Genomic DNA, 17,111 nt, shown 5'->3' with positions numbered 1-17,111 from the left:
GGGATGATGGAGCCGTGAGCGATCCGCAGAACTTCTACGCCGAGGTGGGCGGCGCGCCCGTCTTCGACAAGCTCGTCTCCCGGTTCTACGAGGAGGTGGCCGCCGACGACGTGCTGCGGCCGCTGTACCCGGAGGAGGACCTCGGCCCGGCCGAGGTGCGGCTGCGGATGTTCCTGGAGCAGTACTGGGGCGGTCCGCGCACCTACTCCGACCAGCGCGGGCACCCCCGCCTGCGCATGCGGCACAACCCGTTCAAGGTCGGGCCGATCGAGCGCGACGCGTGGCTGCGCTGCATGCGCATCGCCGTCGACGAGGCCGGCTTCGACGACGCCCACCGCGAGCAGATCTGGCAGTACATGACCTACGCCGCGGCGAGCATGCAGAACTCCGACTTCTGAGCCCTCACTCGTCGGGGTCGGCGAGCTCCACCGTCGGCCCGTAGTGCCCGCGCCAGGCCGCCAGCGTCCCGGACGTGCCGTCGGTGAAGGCCAGCCGGCGCAGCGTCACGGCCACGGCCGCCCGGCTGGCGGGGTCGCCGGGCAGGTCGATGGTCTCGGGGCCGCGCATCTCGCGCACCGCGTCGACGACGTCGGCCACGACCACGCCCAGCACCGGGTCGCCGTGCTCGTCGAGCAGCCGGCGGAAGGCCGCGTCGCGCTCGGCGTCGAAGGGCAGCGGCGCCCCGTCGGGCTCCGACGCCGGGTGCGCCGGGTGCAGCCGCAGCACCGGGACCCAGCCGTCGGGCACCGGCACGTGCGCGGCCGGCGGCCGCTCCTGGCGCACCTGCGACGGCCGCAGCCGCAGCCCCGTACCGCCGCCGGGGGCGGTGATCTCCATGCGCCCCGCCGCCGTCACGACCACGACGTCCGGCGCCACGCCGGTGAGCTGCCCGAGCAGGCCGCCGGTGACGGCGTCGCGCCCGACGGCCCCGCGGAGCACCGCGAGGGCGTCCGGGTCGGCGGTGCGCACCAGCACGTCCGCGGCGGGCGCTCCGAGGCCGAGGTCGAACAGGACGCCGGAGAGGTCGGCCGGGCGCAGCGCACCGTCGTCGGGTCCGATCTCGGTGACGACGCGGCGCCCCTCGCGCCGGGCCGCCTCCTCAGGGACGCAGAACGCGACGGCGTGGTGCCAGCGCAGGGGGTCGCGCGCCGAGGGCGTCTCGTAGGCGATCGCCACGGCGTCGTCGGGCAGCACGATCCGCAGCCCGCCGCGCGGGGTGACCACGCTGTTGGGCCCGCGCTGCGCGGTCTCCCCGGGCAGCCGCGCCAGCCGGGCGAGCGCACCGGGCGCCCCGGCCGACCACGACGACGTCTCGAGCGCGAGGTGCTCCTCGACCAGGACCCGGACGGGGCCGAGTGCGGGGTCCGTCGGCCGGTCCATCGGCAGAGCGTGTCACGCCTCACACGGTCCGTCGAGGTGGGTCTCGGTCTGGGACGCCCGGTGCGGCCCATCGGGCGACGCGTACTACGGGCGGTGACCAACTCCCCCGCCATCCGGGCGCGAAGCCTGGCAGGATCTTGCCCGTGCAGTGGTGGCGCGAGGCGGTGGTCTACCGGGTCTACGTGCGCAGCTTCACCGACAGCGACGGCGACGGCATCGGCGACCTGGAGGGGATCCGCGCCCGCCTCGGCTACCTGGAGCTCCTCGGCGTCGACGCGCTGTCGCTGGCGCCGTTCTACCCGTCGCCGATGGCCGATCACGGCTACGACGTCGCCGACCCGCGCGACGTCGACCCCGTCTACGGCGACCTCGCCGTCTTCGACGCGCTGGTCACCGACGCCCACGAGCACGGCCTGAAGATCGTCGTCGACCTGGTGCCCAACCACACCTCCGTCGAGCACGAGTGGTTCCGCGCCGCCCGCACGTCGAAACCCCGCAGCCCCGAGCGCGAGCGCTTCCACTTCCGCCCCGGCCGCGGCCCCCGTGGCGAGCAGCCGCCCAACGACTGGCAGAGCGTGTTCGGCGGGCCCGCGTGGACGCGGCTGCCCGACGACCCGGAGTGGTACCTGCACCTGTTCTCCCCGTCGCAGCCCGATCTCAACTGGACCAACCCCGAGGTGTGGGCCGACCTCGACAAGACCGTCCGGTTCTGGCTCGACCACGGCGTCGACGGGTTCCGCGTCGACGTCGCCCACGGCATGAGCAAGCCCGAGGGCCTGCCCGACGCCCGCGGGTGTCGCGACGACCCCCGCTTCGACCACGAGGGCGTCCACGACGTGCACCGGATGGTCCGCGCCGTCGTCGACCACTTCCCGGGGACGGTGCTGGTCGGGCAGGTCGACGTCCGCGACGACGACGCGTTCGCCCGCTACGTCCGCCCCGACGAGCTGCACGTCGGGCTCACCTACCGGCTGCTGGAGTGCCCGTTCGCCGCCGACGCCGTGCGCGACGCGATCGAGGACTCGTTCGAGGCCGTCGCGCCGACGCGGGCACGGCCGTCGTGGGCCCTGGCCGACCACGACACCGCCCGCCCGGTCACGCGCTGGGGCGGCGAGGCGCGGGCGCGGGCGATGGCCCTGGTGACGCTCGCGCTGCCCGGCACGGTGTTCCTCTACAACGGCGAGGAGCTGGGGCTGCCCGACGTCGAGCTGCCCGACGAGCTGCTCCAGGACCCGCGCTGGGCGCAGTCGGGCGGCACCGACCGCGGTCGCGACGGCTGCCGCGTCCCGATCCCGTGGGAGGGCGCCGCACCGGGGTTCGGGTTCACCTCCGGCGAGCCGTGGCTGCCGATCCCCGCCCGGTGGGCCGGCCGGCTCGTCGCCGACCAGCTGGAGGACACGGCGTCGACGCTGTCGGTGTACCGCCGAGCGCTCGAGCTGCGCCGCTGCCACCCCGGCTTCACCGGCACCGACGTCGAGTGGTTCGGCGCCCCGCAGGACTGCCTCGCGTTCCGCCGCTCCGGGTCGACGCTGGTGTGCGCGCTGAACACCGGGGAGGTGGCGGTGCCGCTGCCCCCGGGCGACGTCCTGCTGTCCTCGGGCCCGCTGCGCGGCGGCCTGCTCCCCCCGGACACCGCGGTCTGGCTGGCCTGACGGCCCCGTGAGCGGCGAACAGTGCCAGGGCCCTGTTCGCCACTCACGACCTCAGGCCAGCAGCAGCGGCAGCGCGGTGAGCCGGCGGCGCACGACGGCGCCGTAGCGGGCATCCAGGCGCATCCAGGTGCCCGTCGACGACACGCGCACGGCATCGCCGGGACCCCCGGCCACGAACCCCATCCCCGACAGCGCGAACAGGCAGCGCATCGGCACCTTCACCGCCGGGGCGTCCCCCGCGCTGACGGTCAGCACCGTCTGGTCCAGGAGCGACGCCGGCGGCCCCATCGGCCCCGCGTTCTCCCGCGCCACGGTCAGCCCGCGCTCGGTGAGCTGCTCGATCTCCTCGGCGGGCACGACGTCGACCGCCGCCCACCCGTCGACGGGCGGTAGCTCGCCCTGCCACAGCCCGCCCGCGCCCGGGTTGACGACGCCCGCCCGCTCCACCGACAGCGCCGTGAGCAGCGACGACGCCGGCGTCGTGACCTCGGCGGGGTCGAGCGTGCCGTGCACCGAGCGCGTCGCGAGGACGTCGAACGGCGTCGAGGCCCACGCCGTCACGACCCCTCCCGCCGCGCGCAGCCGCACCGTCGCCACGGCGTCGAGCCGCACCACCCGGCCGATGAACGCGCCGAGGTCGCCCCGCTCGTCTGCGTCGGGGATCGCCAGCTCACTCACGCACCCTCCTCGCTGACGCTCGTCGGCCGCGTTCGCGGCACTGCTGTGTCCCCTGGTGAGCTCGCAGGCTCGCTCACGCCCACTCCCCCAGCCACGCCTTCTCCTCCGCCGTCAGCCGCCGCGGACGCTGGGCCGCCAGGTCGAACGTGGCCATGCGGGTGTGCGCGGTGATCGCGACCGGCGCGTCCTCGCCGGGCCCGTCGTGCAGGGCGTAGCGGATGACGAACGACGCCGCCCGCACCTCCTCCACCGTCATCACGACACGCAGCGAGTGCGACCGGTACGTCACCTGCTTGGCGTACCTCACGCCGAGCTCGGCGACGAGCAGCCCGGAGGCGAACCCGCCGACGCCGTCGGCCTCGGCCCGCTCGAAGAACAGCGCGATCCGCGCCTCCTCGAGCAGCGTCACCGCGCGAGCGTGGTTGAGGTGCCGGTAGGAGTCCTGGTCGGTCCAGCGCAGGGGCACCTGCGCGACGAAGTGCGCCACGCCCCCACCCTCTCACCCCAGGTCGCGGGGTCAGCGCGCCAGGCCCCGCAGCTGCCGCGAGACCACCGACAGCGTGGCCAGGTCCAGCCGCGCCGACGTCCCGACCTCGTGCAGCGCCGCCCGCGCCCGCACCAGCCGCGACGCGTTCGCCTGCTCCCACTGCGCGATGGCGTCCTCCGCCGGCGTCCCGGGCGCCGCCTCGCGCAGCGCGTCGAGGGTGATGGCGCGCAGCGAGCCGTAGAGGTCGTCGCGCAGGGCGAGGCGGGCCAGCGCGTGCCAGCGGTCGCCGCGCTCCAGCGCGCTCACCGACGTCAGCGCCATGTCGACGCCCAGGTGCTCGGACAGCGCGTAGTACAGGTCCGCCACCTCGCGCGGCTCGCGCGGCTCCCGGTCGCGCTCGGCCAGCTCGACGAGCTCGACGACGTCGAGCAGGCCGTAGCCGTACATCAGCGCCGCCGCCCGCAGCGCGCACTCCGCGCCGACGCCGGACTCGGTGAGCAGGCGCGCGCGGTCGCGCACGGCCTCCAGCTCGCGCCCGCGCAGCAGCCCGGCCAGCTCACCGCGCAGCGCCCGCACGGACCCGGCGAAGCGGGCCACCTCGGCGCCGACGGCGAGCGGCTGCGGCCGGTTGGTGAGGAACCAGCGCGACGCGCGGTCGAGCAGGCGCCGCGAGTCGAGCACGATCGTGTCCGAGACCTCGGTCGCGATCGCCGGGTCGCGCAGCTCCGACCACAGCGCGGGCAGGTCGAACACCGCCGTCGTCACGGCGTAGGCGCGCACCGCGTCGGTCGCGGTGGCCGACATCTCCTCGCCGAGCCGGAACGCGTACGTCATCCCGGCGCCGTCGACCATCTCGTTGACCAGCTGCGTCGTCACGATCTCGCGCCGCAGCGGGTGCCCGGCGACCGCCTTCGGGAACCGCTCGCGCATCGCGCGCGGGAAGTACTCCGGCAACCGCGACGCGAACGCCGCCGCGTCGGGCAGGTCGGTGGCGAGCACCTGCGCGGTGAGGTCGAGCTTGCTGTGCGCGAGCAGCGTCGAGAGCTCCGGGCTGGTCAGGCCCATCCCCGCCGCCTCGAGCGCGGCGAAGCCGGCCTCGTCGGGCAGCACCTCCAGGCGCCGGACGAGCCCGTGGCGCTCCTCGAGGTCGGCGGTGAGCCGCCCGTGCACGCTCGTCATGTCGGCGGCGTGCGCCCGCGCGATGCCCAGCACCGCGTTCTGGTCGCGGTTGTCGGCCAGCACCAGCGCCGACACCTCGTCGGTCATCTCGACGAGCACCGCGTTGCGGTCGGTGCGGTCGAGCTCCCCGGCGACGACGAGCCGGTCGAGCAGGATCTTGATGTTGACCTCGTGGTCGGAGCAGTCGACGCCCGCCGAGTTGTCGATGGCATCGGTGTTGATCTTGCCGCCGGCGCGCGCGAACTCGATGCGCCCCTTCTGCGTCAGCCCCAGGTTGCCGCCCTCGCCCACGACCTTGACGCGCAGCTCCGCGCCGTTCGCGCGCACGGGGTCGTTGGCCTTGTCGCCCGCCGCCTCGTGCGTCTCGTCGGTGGCCTTGACGTAGGTGCCGATGCCGCCGTTCCACAGCAGGTCGGCGGGCGCGCGCAGGATCGCGGCGATGAGCTCGGGCGGGCTGAGCCGCTCGGTGCCGTCGGGCAGGCCCAGTGCGGCGCGCATCTCCGGCCCCACCGGGACCGACTTCGCCGTGCGCGGCCACACCCCGCCGCCGGCGCTGATCAGCGACCGGTCGTAGTCGTCCCACGACGAGCGCGGCAGCGCGAACATCCGCTCGCGCTCGGCGAAGCTGGTGGCCGCATCGGGCGTCGGGTCGACGAAGACGTGCCGGTGGTCGAACGCCGCGAGCAGCCGGATGTGCGGGGAGAGCAGCATGCCGTTGCCGAACACGTCGCCGGACATGTCGCCGACGCCGACGACGGTGAACTCCTGCACCTGCGTGTCGACGCCGAGCTCGCGGAAGTGGCGCTTGACGCTCTCCCACGCGCCCTTCGCCGTGATGCCCATGGCCTTGTGGTCGTAGCCGACCGAGCCGCCGGAGGCGAAGGCGTCGCCGAGCCAGAAGCCGTAGGACGCCGCGACCTCGTTGGCCGTGTCGGAGAACCGCGCGGTGCCCTTGTCTGCCGCGACCACGAGGTAGGAGTCGTCGCCGTCGTGGCGGACGACGTCGGGCGGCGGCACCGTGGCGCCGTCGACAAGGTTGTCGGTGACGTCGAGCAGCCCCGAGATGAACATGCGGTAGCAGGCCTCGACCTCGGCCGGGTCCGGCTGCGCCGCGCGGACGAAGAACCCGCCCTTCGCCCCGACCGGCACGATCACCGCGTTCTTCACCGCCTGCGCCTTGACCAGCCCGAGGATCTCGGTGCGGAAGTCCTGCGGGCGGTCCGACCAGCGCAGCCCGCCGCGCGCGACGGCGCCGTAGCGCAGGTGGACGCCCTCGACGCGCGGCGAGTACACCCAGATCTCGAAGCGCGGGCGCGGCGCCGGCATGTCCGGCACGAGCGCCGGGTCGATCTTGAAGGAGAAGAAGGCGCGCTCGCGGAACCAGTTGGTGCGCAGCGTCGCGGTGATCATCGCCAGGTAGCCGCGCAGGATGCGGTCGGCGTCGAGCCCGGTGACGGAGTCGATCAGCGTGCGGGCCTCGGACAGCGCGGCGGTCTCGGCGCGCTCCCGGTCCTCGACGGAGCCGACGGCCGGGTCGAACCGCGCCCGGAACACCCCGAGCAGCGCCCGCGCCACGGCGGGCTGGGTGAGCAGCGTGTCGGCCATGTACTGCACGCCGTACGGGCTGCCGAGCTGGCGCGCGTAGCGGGCGTAGGCGCGCAGCACCGCGACCTCGCGCCAGGGCAGGCCGGCGCGCAGCACGAGCGCGGAGAACCGGTCGGTCTCGGAGTCACCGCGCCAGGCGGCGCTGAACGCCGAGCAGAACCCGGTCTCCACCTCGGCCTCGGTGCGCCCGGCGAGCGCCGTGCGCGTGGCCTCGTCGACCTGCAGACCGAAGTCGTAGAGGTAGCAGCGCAGCCCATCGGGGCGCAGGAACTCCGAGGGGCGCTCGTCGAGGACCTCGACGCCGAGCTGCTGCAGCAGCGGCAGCACGGCCGTCAGGGTGGCGGGGGCGCCGGCGAGGTAGAGCGCGAAGCGGCGGACGCCGTTCGCCGCCGCGTCGTGCAGGCGCACCGAGAAGTCGCCGGGGCCGCTCAGCGCGGCGATGCGGTGCAGGTCGGCCACCGCGTGCTGCGGGTCGACCGCGGCCTTGTACGTTCCGGGCACCCCGGCCAGCAGACCGCCGACCCCGGCGCCCTCCGCGGTCTGCAGCAGCCGGTCGTCCCAGGTGCGGACGGCCTCGGTCAGCTCGTCCTGCAGCGCCGCCACGTCGACGTCGCCGAAGCCGGCCGCGTCGGTGGGCGCGTGCACGGTGAACTGCACGAGCGCGAGCGCCGACTCCGAGACCCGTGCGGTGTGGTCGACGGCCGTGCCGCCCAGGCGCCGCTGCAGCACGTCGGCCATCGCCAGGCGCGACGACGTCGTGTAGCGGTCGCGCGGCAGGTACACCAGGGCCGAGACGAAGCGGCGGTACGGGTCGGGGCGCAGGAACACCCGCACCGCGCGGCGCCCGGCCACGGCGAGCACGCCGACGGCGGTGTCGTGCAGCCGCTGCACGCCCGCGCTGAACAGCTCCTCGCGCGGCAGGTCCGAGAGCACCTCGAGCATCTGCTGGCCCGAGTAGGACTCGAGCGGGAAGCCGGCGCGGTGGATGGCGTCGCGGACGCGGCGGGCGATCACCGGGATGTCCAGGACGCTCTCGTAGAGCGCGGGCACGGTGAGCATCCCGAGGAAGCGGTGCTCGCCGGTGAGCCGACCCTCGGCGTCGACGGTGGCCACAGCCAGGTAGTACGGGTGCTCGGGGCGCAGCGGGCCCGGGTCGTTGGCGCGGGTGATGACGAGCAGGTCCGGACGACCCGGGACGGCGTCGACGCGCGGCACGAACGCGCGCTCGGCGACGTCACGGCGCAGGACGCCCAGGCCGGTGCCGGGCTCGGCGACGAGCTCGCCGCCCGCGGTGGCCGTGTAGTGGCGGTAGCCGAGGAACGTGACGTGGCCGTCGGCGAGCCAGCGCAGCAGCTCGGCGACGTCGCGGGGCTCGGCGGTGGCGCCGGCCGGGGCGCGCGAAGGCAGGCCGTCGGCGATCCGCAGGGCCGTCGCGAGCATGGGCTCGGCGTCGCCGACGATCTCGCGGACCTCGCGCAGCACCTCGCCGAGGCGCCCGGCCAGCTCGTCGAGCGTGAGGTGCGAGGTCTCCAGGTCGAGGTGGATCCACGATTCGACGGTGCCGTCGGCGGGCGGCGCGGCCGGGTCGGCGTCGGTGAGCACGTCCTCGAGGTTCCCCTCGGCATCGCGGCGGACCACGACGATCGGGTGGATGACGCGCGTGACCTCGCCGCCCGCCCGCGCGACGGCCGCGAGCAGCGACTGCACCAGGAACGGCATGTCGTCGGTGACGATCTCCACCACCGGACCGTCCGCCGATCCCTCGGGCTGCGCGTCCCGCACGCGGATGAGCTCCTGCCCCGCCGCGCGCCGGCCGGCCAGCTCGACGTGCGAGCGGGCCGCCGCGAGCAGCAGCGGGAGGTGCTCACCGGCGAGTCCGTCCAGGTCAGGGGCGTGCCGTGCGTACAACGATCGCAGGGCCGTCAGTTCGGGGCCGGGCTTCGTCGCCCTCTCGCCGGTGGTCACATGCGGCTCCGGGGTCTCGTCATCGGACCGCCACCCTATTCCCACCGGGCGAACGCGGGCCCCCCGGTCGAGTGAACGGTCAGATGCCCCGGTAGGCCGCGAGCGCCCCCGCGAGGAGGTCGGCCAGGCCGAGGCCGTCGGTCGAGGTGGGAGCGGTCGACGGCCTCCCGCGCCCGCCGCGCGGCGCCTCCGGCCGTCCCTCGGCCGCCTCCTCCGGTCCCGGGTCGGCCTCGGCCCGCCCGGCCTCCCCGGTCCGCCCCGTCTGCTCGCTCCGCCCCGTCTGCTCGGTGCGCCCCGTCTGCTCGGTCTGCTCGGCCTGCCCGTCCTGCCCGGTCGGCGCGGACCCGTCGCCGCGCCGGTGCCGACGTCCTCCGGTGCCGGGCCGGACGACCACCCCGTCGGGCAGGTACGGCCGCCGCTCCCCCGGCCCCTCGCGCCCGTCCCGGCCGTCGGCGCTGACGGGATCCGGCCGTCGCCCCGTGCCGTTCGCCGCGCCGGGGGAGTCGGCGGCGTCGGCGTCGCGTCCCCGCCGGACGGCACCGTCCGCCGGCCCGGCCGCTCTGTCGGCGCGCTCGACCGGCAGCGTGCGGCCCGCTCCATCGACCCGATCCGACCCACCGGTCCGGTCCGTCCCGCCGACCTGGTCCGTGGCGCCGGTTCGGCCCGTGTCACCGTTCGGGCCCCTGTCGCCGTCCACGCCCGCGTCGCCGCCCCGACCGGTCCCGTTCCTGCGGGTCCCGTTCCGATCGGCACGGTTCCGGCCGGCCCCGCCGTGGCGACCCGCACGGCCGGCCTGGCCGGGCCCGTCGGCACCGGCCCCGCTACCGGCACGGCTCTCGCCATCGACAGGGTCCGGCCCTGCCGACGACCCGCCCAGCACGTCCGTCTCGTCGTCGTGCGAGGGGTCGTAGCCCCGGCTGCCCGGCAGGCCGGCGTCGTCGTCCGACGACCTGGGGTGGTCGGCGTGCCGTGCCGGCGCGGGGCCGGGTGCCGCGCCCGCACCGGGAGCGTTCGCCCGGCCCCGTCCGGGACCCTCGTCCACCAGGTGCCGGTCGCCCACCCGCCCGTTCGCGCCCGCGCCTCGGCCGGCGTCCGTGCGCGCTCGGCGGCCCGATGCTGGTGCACGACCGTCGTGGGGGTCCGGCTCCGCGGCCGCCCGACCACTCACCCGTCCCGACGGTCCGAGCGGATCCGGGTCCGGCGTGGGGTCGGCGTCCGACCGGGGCGAGGCGTGGCGCGACCGCCCGGGCGTCCCGGCCGGCCGGGCCCGGCCGTCGAGGCGCTGCAGGACCTGCGCCCCGACCACTCCGTGCTCGTCGTGCACGGCCGCGCGCAGCAGCGCGCCCTGCACGGCGGCGTCGACCGCCAGGCCGTCGACGAGGGCCGGCACGACCCGGCGCATCCACTCGGCGGCGGCCGCGCGGTCACCGTCGGCCAGCACCACCGACACCGCGTCCGGGCTGTCGCGCCGCAGCCGCCCGGACTCCGGCAGCCGCTGCGCCAGCCGGCGCGCCACCCGTCGCACGGTCGGGGCCGACTCGTCCGCAGACAGCCGGTGCCCCTCCCGCACCAGGTCGAGCACGACCGCGCACTCGCCCGCGCCCGTCGCCGGGACCTCGACCGGGGTCTCGTGCGCGTCGCCACCCTCCGCGGGCGACTTCCCCCAGATCCGGTCGAGCCCCGCGAGCGCCGAGGCCAACCAGGCCTCCGGGTCGGCCAGCGCCGACACGACGGCCGGATCCGGGGCGGTCGCCGGCGCAGGAGTCGATGGCGCAGGAGGCGTCGGCGCAGGAGGCGTCGGCGCAGGAGGCGTCGGCGCGCCAGTCGTCGAGTGATCACCCGGCCCCGCACCAGCTGCCGGATCCGCCGGAGCAGACCCGTCGTCTACCGCAGCGCCCCCACCGCGAGCAATGCCGTTCCCCGCCTCCGGGGACGTCGCCGGCCGGTACGCGCGCAGCGCCTGGGTGGGAGCCTCCGAGGCGCCGTCCCGGGCGGGGTCCAGCGTCGACCCCGCCGACCACATCCCGGTGGCCCAGGGATCGGCGGGCCAGGCCCCGCTGCCCCCCGTGCCGGACGCGCCGTTGCGTCCTCGGCCCTCCGCGCTGTCGGCACCCGACGCGGTCGCACCCGGAGCACGCGAGGTCGACCCGTTCGCGCCACGGGGGCCACCCGTGCGCCCGGGCTCCTCGCGCCCTGTTCCGTTCCGTCCGGAAGCGGCCGCGCCACCGCCGTCCGAACCGGTGGCCGCGGCGACTCGTGCCGGTGGGGCCCACGCGGTGCCGGGCCAGCCAGCCGCCGCACCCGTACCGGGCTCGCGGTCCTCGCCGCGCCGCGCCGCGTTCCCGGCGCCTGACGACGCGGACCCGGCCGACGACCCGCTCGACGTCGCGGCGTCCTCCTCCCGCCGACGACGCCGCCCGCCCGCACCGGCCGCCCCGCCTTCGGCAGAACCCGCGGCACCAGGCGCACCGGCGCCGGCGGTCCCACCGCCGGCACGCCCGGCGCCGGCAGACTCCTCAGCTGCAGCACCGGCGCCACCGGCGGCCGTGTCACCGGTGCCGCCAGCGCTCGCGTCACCGCCCCGGGTCGCTCCGTCGTCCGCCATCGACGCCGCCTGGGCCGTGCGCAGCCCCGCCGTCCGCTCAGCCGAGCCCTGAACCCGCCGGGAATCGCCCGACCCGTCCGGATCCGGCGCCCGACGCCGCCCGACGGCCTCGCCACGGCCGCGCTCGGGTTCGACCGCCCGGCCGTTCGAGGCAGCTGGCGAGGGCGCGGCGCGGCCGGGATCCCCCGTCGCCGCGCCCTGCCCCGGACGCGTGACGCCGCCGGGCTGCGCGGCCGGGCCCAGCGACAGGATCCCCGGCAGCGACACCAGCGCAGTGCGGAAGCGCGCGACGCGGGCCCGGTGGCGGCGCTCGGCGACGACGGCGAGGCGCACCGACTCCGCCGACGCCTCGGGCCGGCCCGCCTTCTCGTGGACCTCCCCCAGTGCGGTCCGGCAGATGAACTCCAGCTCAGGGGCGTCGCTGGCGGCGGCGGCGTGCGCCGCCCGCTCCAGCTCCTGTGACACGTCGGCCCCCGTGCCGCGACCCTCCTCGGCGACGACCCGGGTCAGGGTGAGCCGCAGCAGCGCCAGCTGGCGTGTCGGGCGCGCGTGCTCGACGAGCCGCGACCGCAGCGGGCGGCTGCCCTCGCTCGCCTGGTCCGAACGACCCGCCGCGATGAGCGACGAGATCCACTCCGCGGCCAGCGCGGCCGCGAGGTGCGGGGACGGGCTCAGCGCCTGCGGCGAAGTGCGCGCGCGGTCGAGCCGACCGAGCCCGTCGACCGAGCGCGTCACCGCGCTGTCGGAGCGCCCGAGCCGGCGATCGGCCGACGCCGCGACCAGCAGCGCCGTCGCCGACCCGATCTCCGCTGCCGCCCCGCCCACCCGCGCCCACGCGGCGAGCGCCTCGGTCGGGTCGAGCGGACCGTCGTCACCGCAGCGCAGCCGCGCGACCGCGACGTCGGCCGCGAACTCCGCATCGGCCCCGGCACCGGGGAGGGTGTCGAGCAGTGCCCGCGACGCCAGATTCTCCCCCGCGCCGTGGGCGAGCACCGCCAGCTCGAGCCGCAGCCGCGCCGCGGCCGGCGCCGAGAGCGCGTCGGCCCCCCAGCGCGGCAGGGCCTCGAGGACGTCGGAGGCGATCTTCCGGCCGTCACCGACCGCCGATGCCGCGTGCACCCGCCAACCGGTGGCCAGGAGCCAGGCGTCGCGGTCGGAGACCGCCGACGCCGACTCCATCAGGTGCTCGGACAGCACCCCCGCGAGGTCGGGCCGGGCCCAGCGCAGGGACCGCACCGCCGCCGGCACCGCCGGCGGAGGAACGGACGACCCCTGGGTGCTCGCCGACTCCACGTGACCTCCCGAAGTGCCGGGCACCCCCGGATGAGCCACCGGACTCCACCGGCCGGGGTAACGCCCGCGCTCAGTCGCGCGTGAGCTTACGGTGGGTGACCCGGTGCGGGCGCGCGGCCTCCGCACCCAGCCGCTTCAGCTTGTTGGCCTCGTAGGCCTCGAAGTTGCCCTCGAACCAGAACCACGACGCCGGGTTCTCGTCGGTGCCCTCCCACGCCAGGATGTGGGTGCAGACCCTGTCGAGGAACCACCGGTCGTGCGAGATGACCACCGCACAGCCGGGGAACTGCTCCAGCGCGTTCTCCAGCGAACCCAGGGTCTCGACGTCGAGGTCGTTGGTGGGCTCGTCGAGGAGGATGAGGTTGCCCCCCTCCTTGAGCGTGAGCGCGAGGTTGAGCCGGTTGCGCTCTCCGCCGGAGAGGACGCCTGCCGGCTTCTGCTGGTCGGGCCCCTTGAACCCGAACGCCGCGACGTAGGCCCGCGACGGCATCTCGGTCTGTCCGACCTGGATGTGGTCGAGGCCGTCGGAGACGACCTCCCACACGTTCTTCTTCGGGTCGATGCCGCCGCGGTTCTGGTCGACGTAGGACAGCTTGACCGTGTCGCCGACCTTCACCGTGCCCGAGTCGGCGTGCTCCAGCCCGACGATCGTCTTGAACAGCGTGGTCTTGCCGACGCCGTTGGGCCCGATCACGCCGACGATGCCGTTGCGGGGCAGCGAGAAGGACAGGTCCTTGATCAGCACCCGGCCGTCGAAGCCCTTGTCGAGGTGGTCGACCTCGACGACGGTGTTGCCCAGGCGCGGGCCCGGCGGGATCTGGATCTCCTCGAAGTCGAGCTTGCGGTGCTTGTCGGCCTCCGCGGCCATCTCCTCGTAACGGCCGAGCCGCGCCCGGCTCTTGGCCTGCCGCGCCTTGGCGCCCGAGCGCACCCAGGCGAGCTCGTCGGCGAGCCGCTTCGCCAACTTGGCGTCCTTGCGGCCCTGGACCGCGACGCGCTCGCCCTTCTTCTCCAGGTACGTCGAGTAGTTGCCCTGGTAGCCGATCGCGCGACCGCGGTCGAGCTCCATGATCCACTCGGCGACGTTGTCGAGGAAGTACCGGTCGTGGGTGACGGCCAGCACGGCTCCCGCGTAGCTCGCGAGGTGCTGCTCCAGCCACAGGACGCTCTCGGCGTCGAGATGGTTGGTGGGCTCGTCGAGGAGCAGGAGGTCGGGCTTGGCGAGCAGGAGCTTGCACAGGGCCACCCGGCGCCGCTCACCCCCGGACAGGATGTCGACCGGCGAGTCGGGCGGCGGGCACCGCAGGGCGTCCATCGCCTGCTCGAGCTGGGAGTCGAGCTCCCACGCGTCGGCGTGGTCGAGGACCTCCTGGAGCTGACCCATCTCCTCCATCAGCTCGTCGGTGTAGTCGGTCGCCATCTGCTCGGCGATCGCGTTGTACCGGTCGAGCTGCTGCTTGATCTCGCCGAGACCCTCCTCGACGTTGCCGAGGACGGTCTTCTCCTCGTTGAGGGGGGGCTCCTGCTGGAGGATGCCGACCGTGGCCCCCGGTGCCAGGAGCGCCTCTCCGTTGTTGGGGTGCTCCAGCCCGGCCATGATCTTCAGCACGGTGGACTTGCCGGCTCCGTTCGGGCCGACGACGCCGATCTTGGCGCCCGGGAGGAAGTTGAGCGACACGTCATCGAGGATGACCTTGTCGCCGTGAGCCTTCCGGACCTTCTGCATGCTGTAGATGAACTCCGCCACGCCCACGATGGTAGTTCGCGGCCGGTCAGTGCCCTGCGGCCGGTACGGCGTCGACGAGCTCACGCCCGCCCTCCGCCACCGGGGCCTGCTGCTCGCTCCACGGGTCGTCCGACGGCTGATCGGACGCGGCCGGGCCCTCCGTGGCGCCGGCCGGGGCCACCGCGACGGCGAGCGGTGCCGGCGCCTCGGCCCGCCGGACCCGCGTCACGACGGCCGTACAGCGCGTGAGATCGGGAGCCACGACGTCGGCCTCGAGGTCGGTGACCGAGTTGCGCCGGCCGTCGGCGGTGTCGTAGCTCCTGGTCACCAACCGCCCGCGCACGACGACCGGGTCGCCGCTCTGCAGGGACCGCGCCGTGTTCTCGGCCAGGCGGCGCCAGCAGCTCACCGCCACGAAGAACGAGTCCCGGTCGATCCACGTGTTCGAGTCGCGGTCGAAGCGCCGCTCGTTGCACGCGATGCGGAAGTTCAGGACGGGGGTGCCGTTGGGCAGGTGCCGAAGGTGGATCGGCGTGATGACGGTGCCGACGGCGGTGACGCTGGTCTGGTTCATGGGTCTCTCCTCGTCCGGTGGTCGTGCTGACGAGATCGAGACTGCCGCCGCCGTCCGGGGCCACACCAGACCCGCCCTGATTCTGTGGATGGCGCACGCACGATGTGGACAACCGCGAAGCCGAGAACGAGAACTGTCGGCCCGCCGTGCGATGCTGAACGGTTTCCTGCACGCAAAAAAAGTGGGCCCCCGCCGTCAGGCGGGGGCCCACAAATTCAGGTTTGATGTCGGCGGCGACCTACTCTCCCACACCCTGACAGGTGCAGTACCATCGGCGCTGGAGGGCTTAGCTTCCGGGTTCGGGATGGGACCGGGCGTTCCCCCTCCGCCATAACCACCGACAACACTATCTTCCAAGTGTCGTGCTGATCAAGCGTATGCAATTAATGGATGCGAAACACGACGACGAACCATCGCAGAACCCTTCGCAACCCGACCACACCGTAGTTGTGTGTTCAGGGTCGCACAGTGGATGCAAACAACTCGTCATGAACAAGCCCTCGGCCTATTAGTACCAGTCAACTCCACCCGTTGCCGGGCTTCCATCTCTGGCCTATCAACCCAGTGGTCTGCTGGGGGCCTTAACCACGCAAGGTGGTGGGAGACCTCATCTTGGAACAGGCTTCCCGCTTAGATGCCTTCAGCGGTTATCCCTTCCGAACATAGCCAACCAGCCGTGCCCCTGGCGGGACAACTGGCACACCAGAGGTCCGTCCGTCCCGGTCCTCTCGTACTAGGGACAGCCTTCCTCAAGTCTCCTGCGCGCGCGGCGGATAGGGACCGAACTGTCTCACGACGTTCTAAACCCAGCTCGCGTACCGCTTTAATGGGCGAACAGCCCAACCCTTGGGACCTACTCCAGCCCCAGGATGCGACGAGCCGACATCGAGGTGCCAAACCATGCCGTCGATATGGACTCTTGGGCAAGATCAGCCTGTTATCCCCGGGGTACCTTTTATCCGTTGAGCGACACCCCTTCCACCAGGTGGTGCCGGATCACTAGTCCCGACTTTCGTCCCTGCTCGACCTGTCGGTCTCACAGTCAAGCTCCCTTGTGCACTTACACTCAACACCTGATTGCCAACCAGGCTGAGGGAACCTTTGGGCGCCTCCGTTACATTTTGGGAGGCAACCGCCCCAGTTAAACTACCCACCAGGCACTGTCCCTGAACCAGATCATGGCCCGAGGTTGAGACACCCAATTCGACCAGAGTGGTATTTCAACAACGACTCCACAACCACTGGCGTGGCCGCTTCACAGTCTCCCACCTATCCTACACAAGCCGAACCGAGCACCAATACCAAGCTGTAGTAAAGGTCCCGGGGTCTTTCCGTCCTGCCGCGCGTAACGAGCATCTTTACTCGTAGTGCAATTTCGCCGAGTCTGTGGTCGAGACAGCGCCCAAGTCGTTACGCCATTCGTGCAGGTCGGAACTTACCCGACAAGGAATTTCGCTACCTTAGGATGGTTATAGTTACCACCGCCGTTTACTGGCGCTTAAATTCTCCGCTTCGCCCCGAAGGACTAACAGGTCCTCTTAACGTTCCAGCACCGGGCAGGCGTCAGTCCGTATACATCGTCTTGCGACTTCGCACGGACCTGTGTTTTTAGTAAACAGTCGCTTGGGCCTGGTCTCTGCGACCGGACACCGCTAGCCCGCAAGGAGCTTCACAGCAGCCGGTCCTCCTTCTCCCGAAGTTACGGAGGTATTTTGCCGAGTTCCTTAACCACAGTTCACTCGATCGCCTTAGTATTCTCTACCTGACCACCTGTGTCGGTTTGGGGTACGGGCCGCAACAGCACTCGCTAGAGGCTTTTCTCGGCAGCATGGGATCACTCTACTTCGCCTCAATCGGCTACGCGTCACCTCTCACCCTTATATGACACCCGGATTTACCTGGATGTCGGGCTACAGGCTTGCACCAGTACTACCATTCACTGGCGGAGCTACCCTCCTGCGTCACCC

Annotated in this window: 9 protein-coding genes and 2 rRNA genes (1 of these 11 cut by a window edge); 2 read left to right on the top strand and 9 right to left on the bottom strand. The window is 73.5% G+C overall.

Annotated features, from left to right (window positions below; genetic code table 11):
• Window positions 1-14: 14 nt before the first annotated feature.
• The gene (locus tag I4I82_RS22195) at window positions 15-398 is read left to right on the top strand and encodes a globin (RefSeq protein WP_218615498.1); all 384 of its coding nucleotides are present in this window, start codon (window positions 15-17) and stop codon (window positions 396-398) included.
• Window positions 399-402: 4 nt separating this feature from the next.
• Here the strand turns inward: I4I82_RS22195 and I4I82_RS22190 are convergent, their stop codons facing one another.
• The gene (locus I4I82_RS22190) at window positions 403-1,380 is read right to left on the bottom strand and encodes a DUF6925 family protein (protein ID WP_218593102.1); all 978 of its coding nucleotides are present in this window, start codon (window positions 1,378-1,380) and stop codon (window positions 403-405) included.
• Window positions 1,381-1,523: 143 nt separating this feature from the next.
• Here I4I82_RS22190 and I4I82_RS22185 point away from each other — a divergent pair, with 143 nt between their 5' ends.
• Entirely contained in the window at window positions 1,524-3,032 is a 1,509-nt protein-coding gene (locus I4I82_RS22185) for an alpha-amylase family glycosyl hydrolase (RefSeq protein WP_218593101.1), read from the top strand.
• A 51-nt stretch (window positions 3,033-3,083) separates the two neighbouring features.
• On the opposite strand, the gene I4I82_RS22180 is transcribed toward I4I82_RS22185, so the two are convergent.
• From I4I82_RS22180 to I4I82_RS22145, 8 genes are all read right to left on the bottom strand, one after another.
• Window positions 3,084-3,710 (bottom strand): DUF8185 domain-containing protein, encoded by a 627-nt coding sequence (locus tag I4I82_RS22180; RefSeq protein ID WP_218593100.1) that lies wholly within the window; start codon window positions 3,708-3,710, stop codon window positions 3,084-3,086.
• A 73-nt stretch (window positions 3,711-3,783) separates the two neighbouring features.
• Window positions 3,784-4,197 carry an acyl-CoA thioesterase gene (locus I4I82_RS22175; RefSeq protein WP_218593099.1) on the bottom strand — a complete coding sequence of 138 codons (414 nt, stop codon included), beginning with the start codon at window positions 4,195-4,197 and terminating at the stop codon, window positions 3,784-3,786.
• A gap of 30 nt (window positions 4,198-4,227) precedes the next feature.
• Window positions 4,228-8,889, bottom strand: coding sequence for an NAD-glutamate dehydrogenase (locus I4I82_RS22170; protein WP_225920648.1), 4,662 nt, complete (start codon window positions 8,887-8,889; stop codon window positions 4,228-4,230).
• 136 nt (window positions 8,890-9,025) lie between these two features.
• Complete coding sequence (locus I4I82_RS22165; protein ID WP_218595982.1) at window positions 9,026-12,844, bottom strand: hypothetical protein; 3,819 nt, start codon at window positions 12,842-12,844, stop codon at window positions 9,026-9,028.
• A gap of 70 nt (window positions 12,845-12,914) precedes the next feature.
• A complete protein-coding gene (gene ettA, locus I4I82_RS22160) occupies window positions 12,915-14,591 on the bottom strand; it encodes an energy-dependent translational throttle protein EttA (protein ID WP_218594679.1) in 1,677 nt (558 codons plus the stop codon).
• A gap of 25 nt (window positions 14,592-14,616) precedes the next feature.
• Window positions 14,617-15,144 (bottom strand): single-stranded DNA-binding protein, encoded by a 528-nt coding sequence (gene ssb / locus I4I82_RS22155; RefSeq protein ID WP_218594680.1) that lies wholly within the window; start codon window positions 15,142-15,144, stop codon window positions 14,617-14,619.
• Window positions 15,145-15,369: 225 nt separating this feature from the next.
• Window positions 15,370-15,486 (bottom strand): 5S ribosomal RNA (gene rrf / locus I4I82_RS22150).
• 146 nt (window positions 15,487-15,632) lie between these two features.
• Window positions 15,633-17,111 (bottom strand): 23S ribosomal RNA (locus tag I4I82_RS22145); it runs 1,636 nt beyond the window's last position.

It is taken from the genome of Pseudonocardia oceani (genome assembly GCF_019263585.2).
Lineage (GTDB): Bacteria > Actinomycetota > Actinomycetes > Mycobacteriales > Pseudonocardiaceae > Pseudonocardia > Pseudonocardia oceani.
This window is presented reverse-complemented; position numbering and strand designations above follow the sequence as displayed.

What these genes read in the sequence shown, in the direction of transcription:
- ssb (WP_218594680.1), bottom strand. Translation starts at nt 15,144, where the DNA reads ATGAACCAGACCAGCGTCACCGCCGTCGGCACCGTCATCACGCCGATC.
- I4I82_RS22190 (WP_218593102.1), bottom strand. Translation starts at nt 1,380, where the DNA reads ATGGACCGGCCGACGGACCCCGCACTCGGCCCCGTCCGGGTCCTGGTC.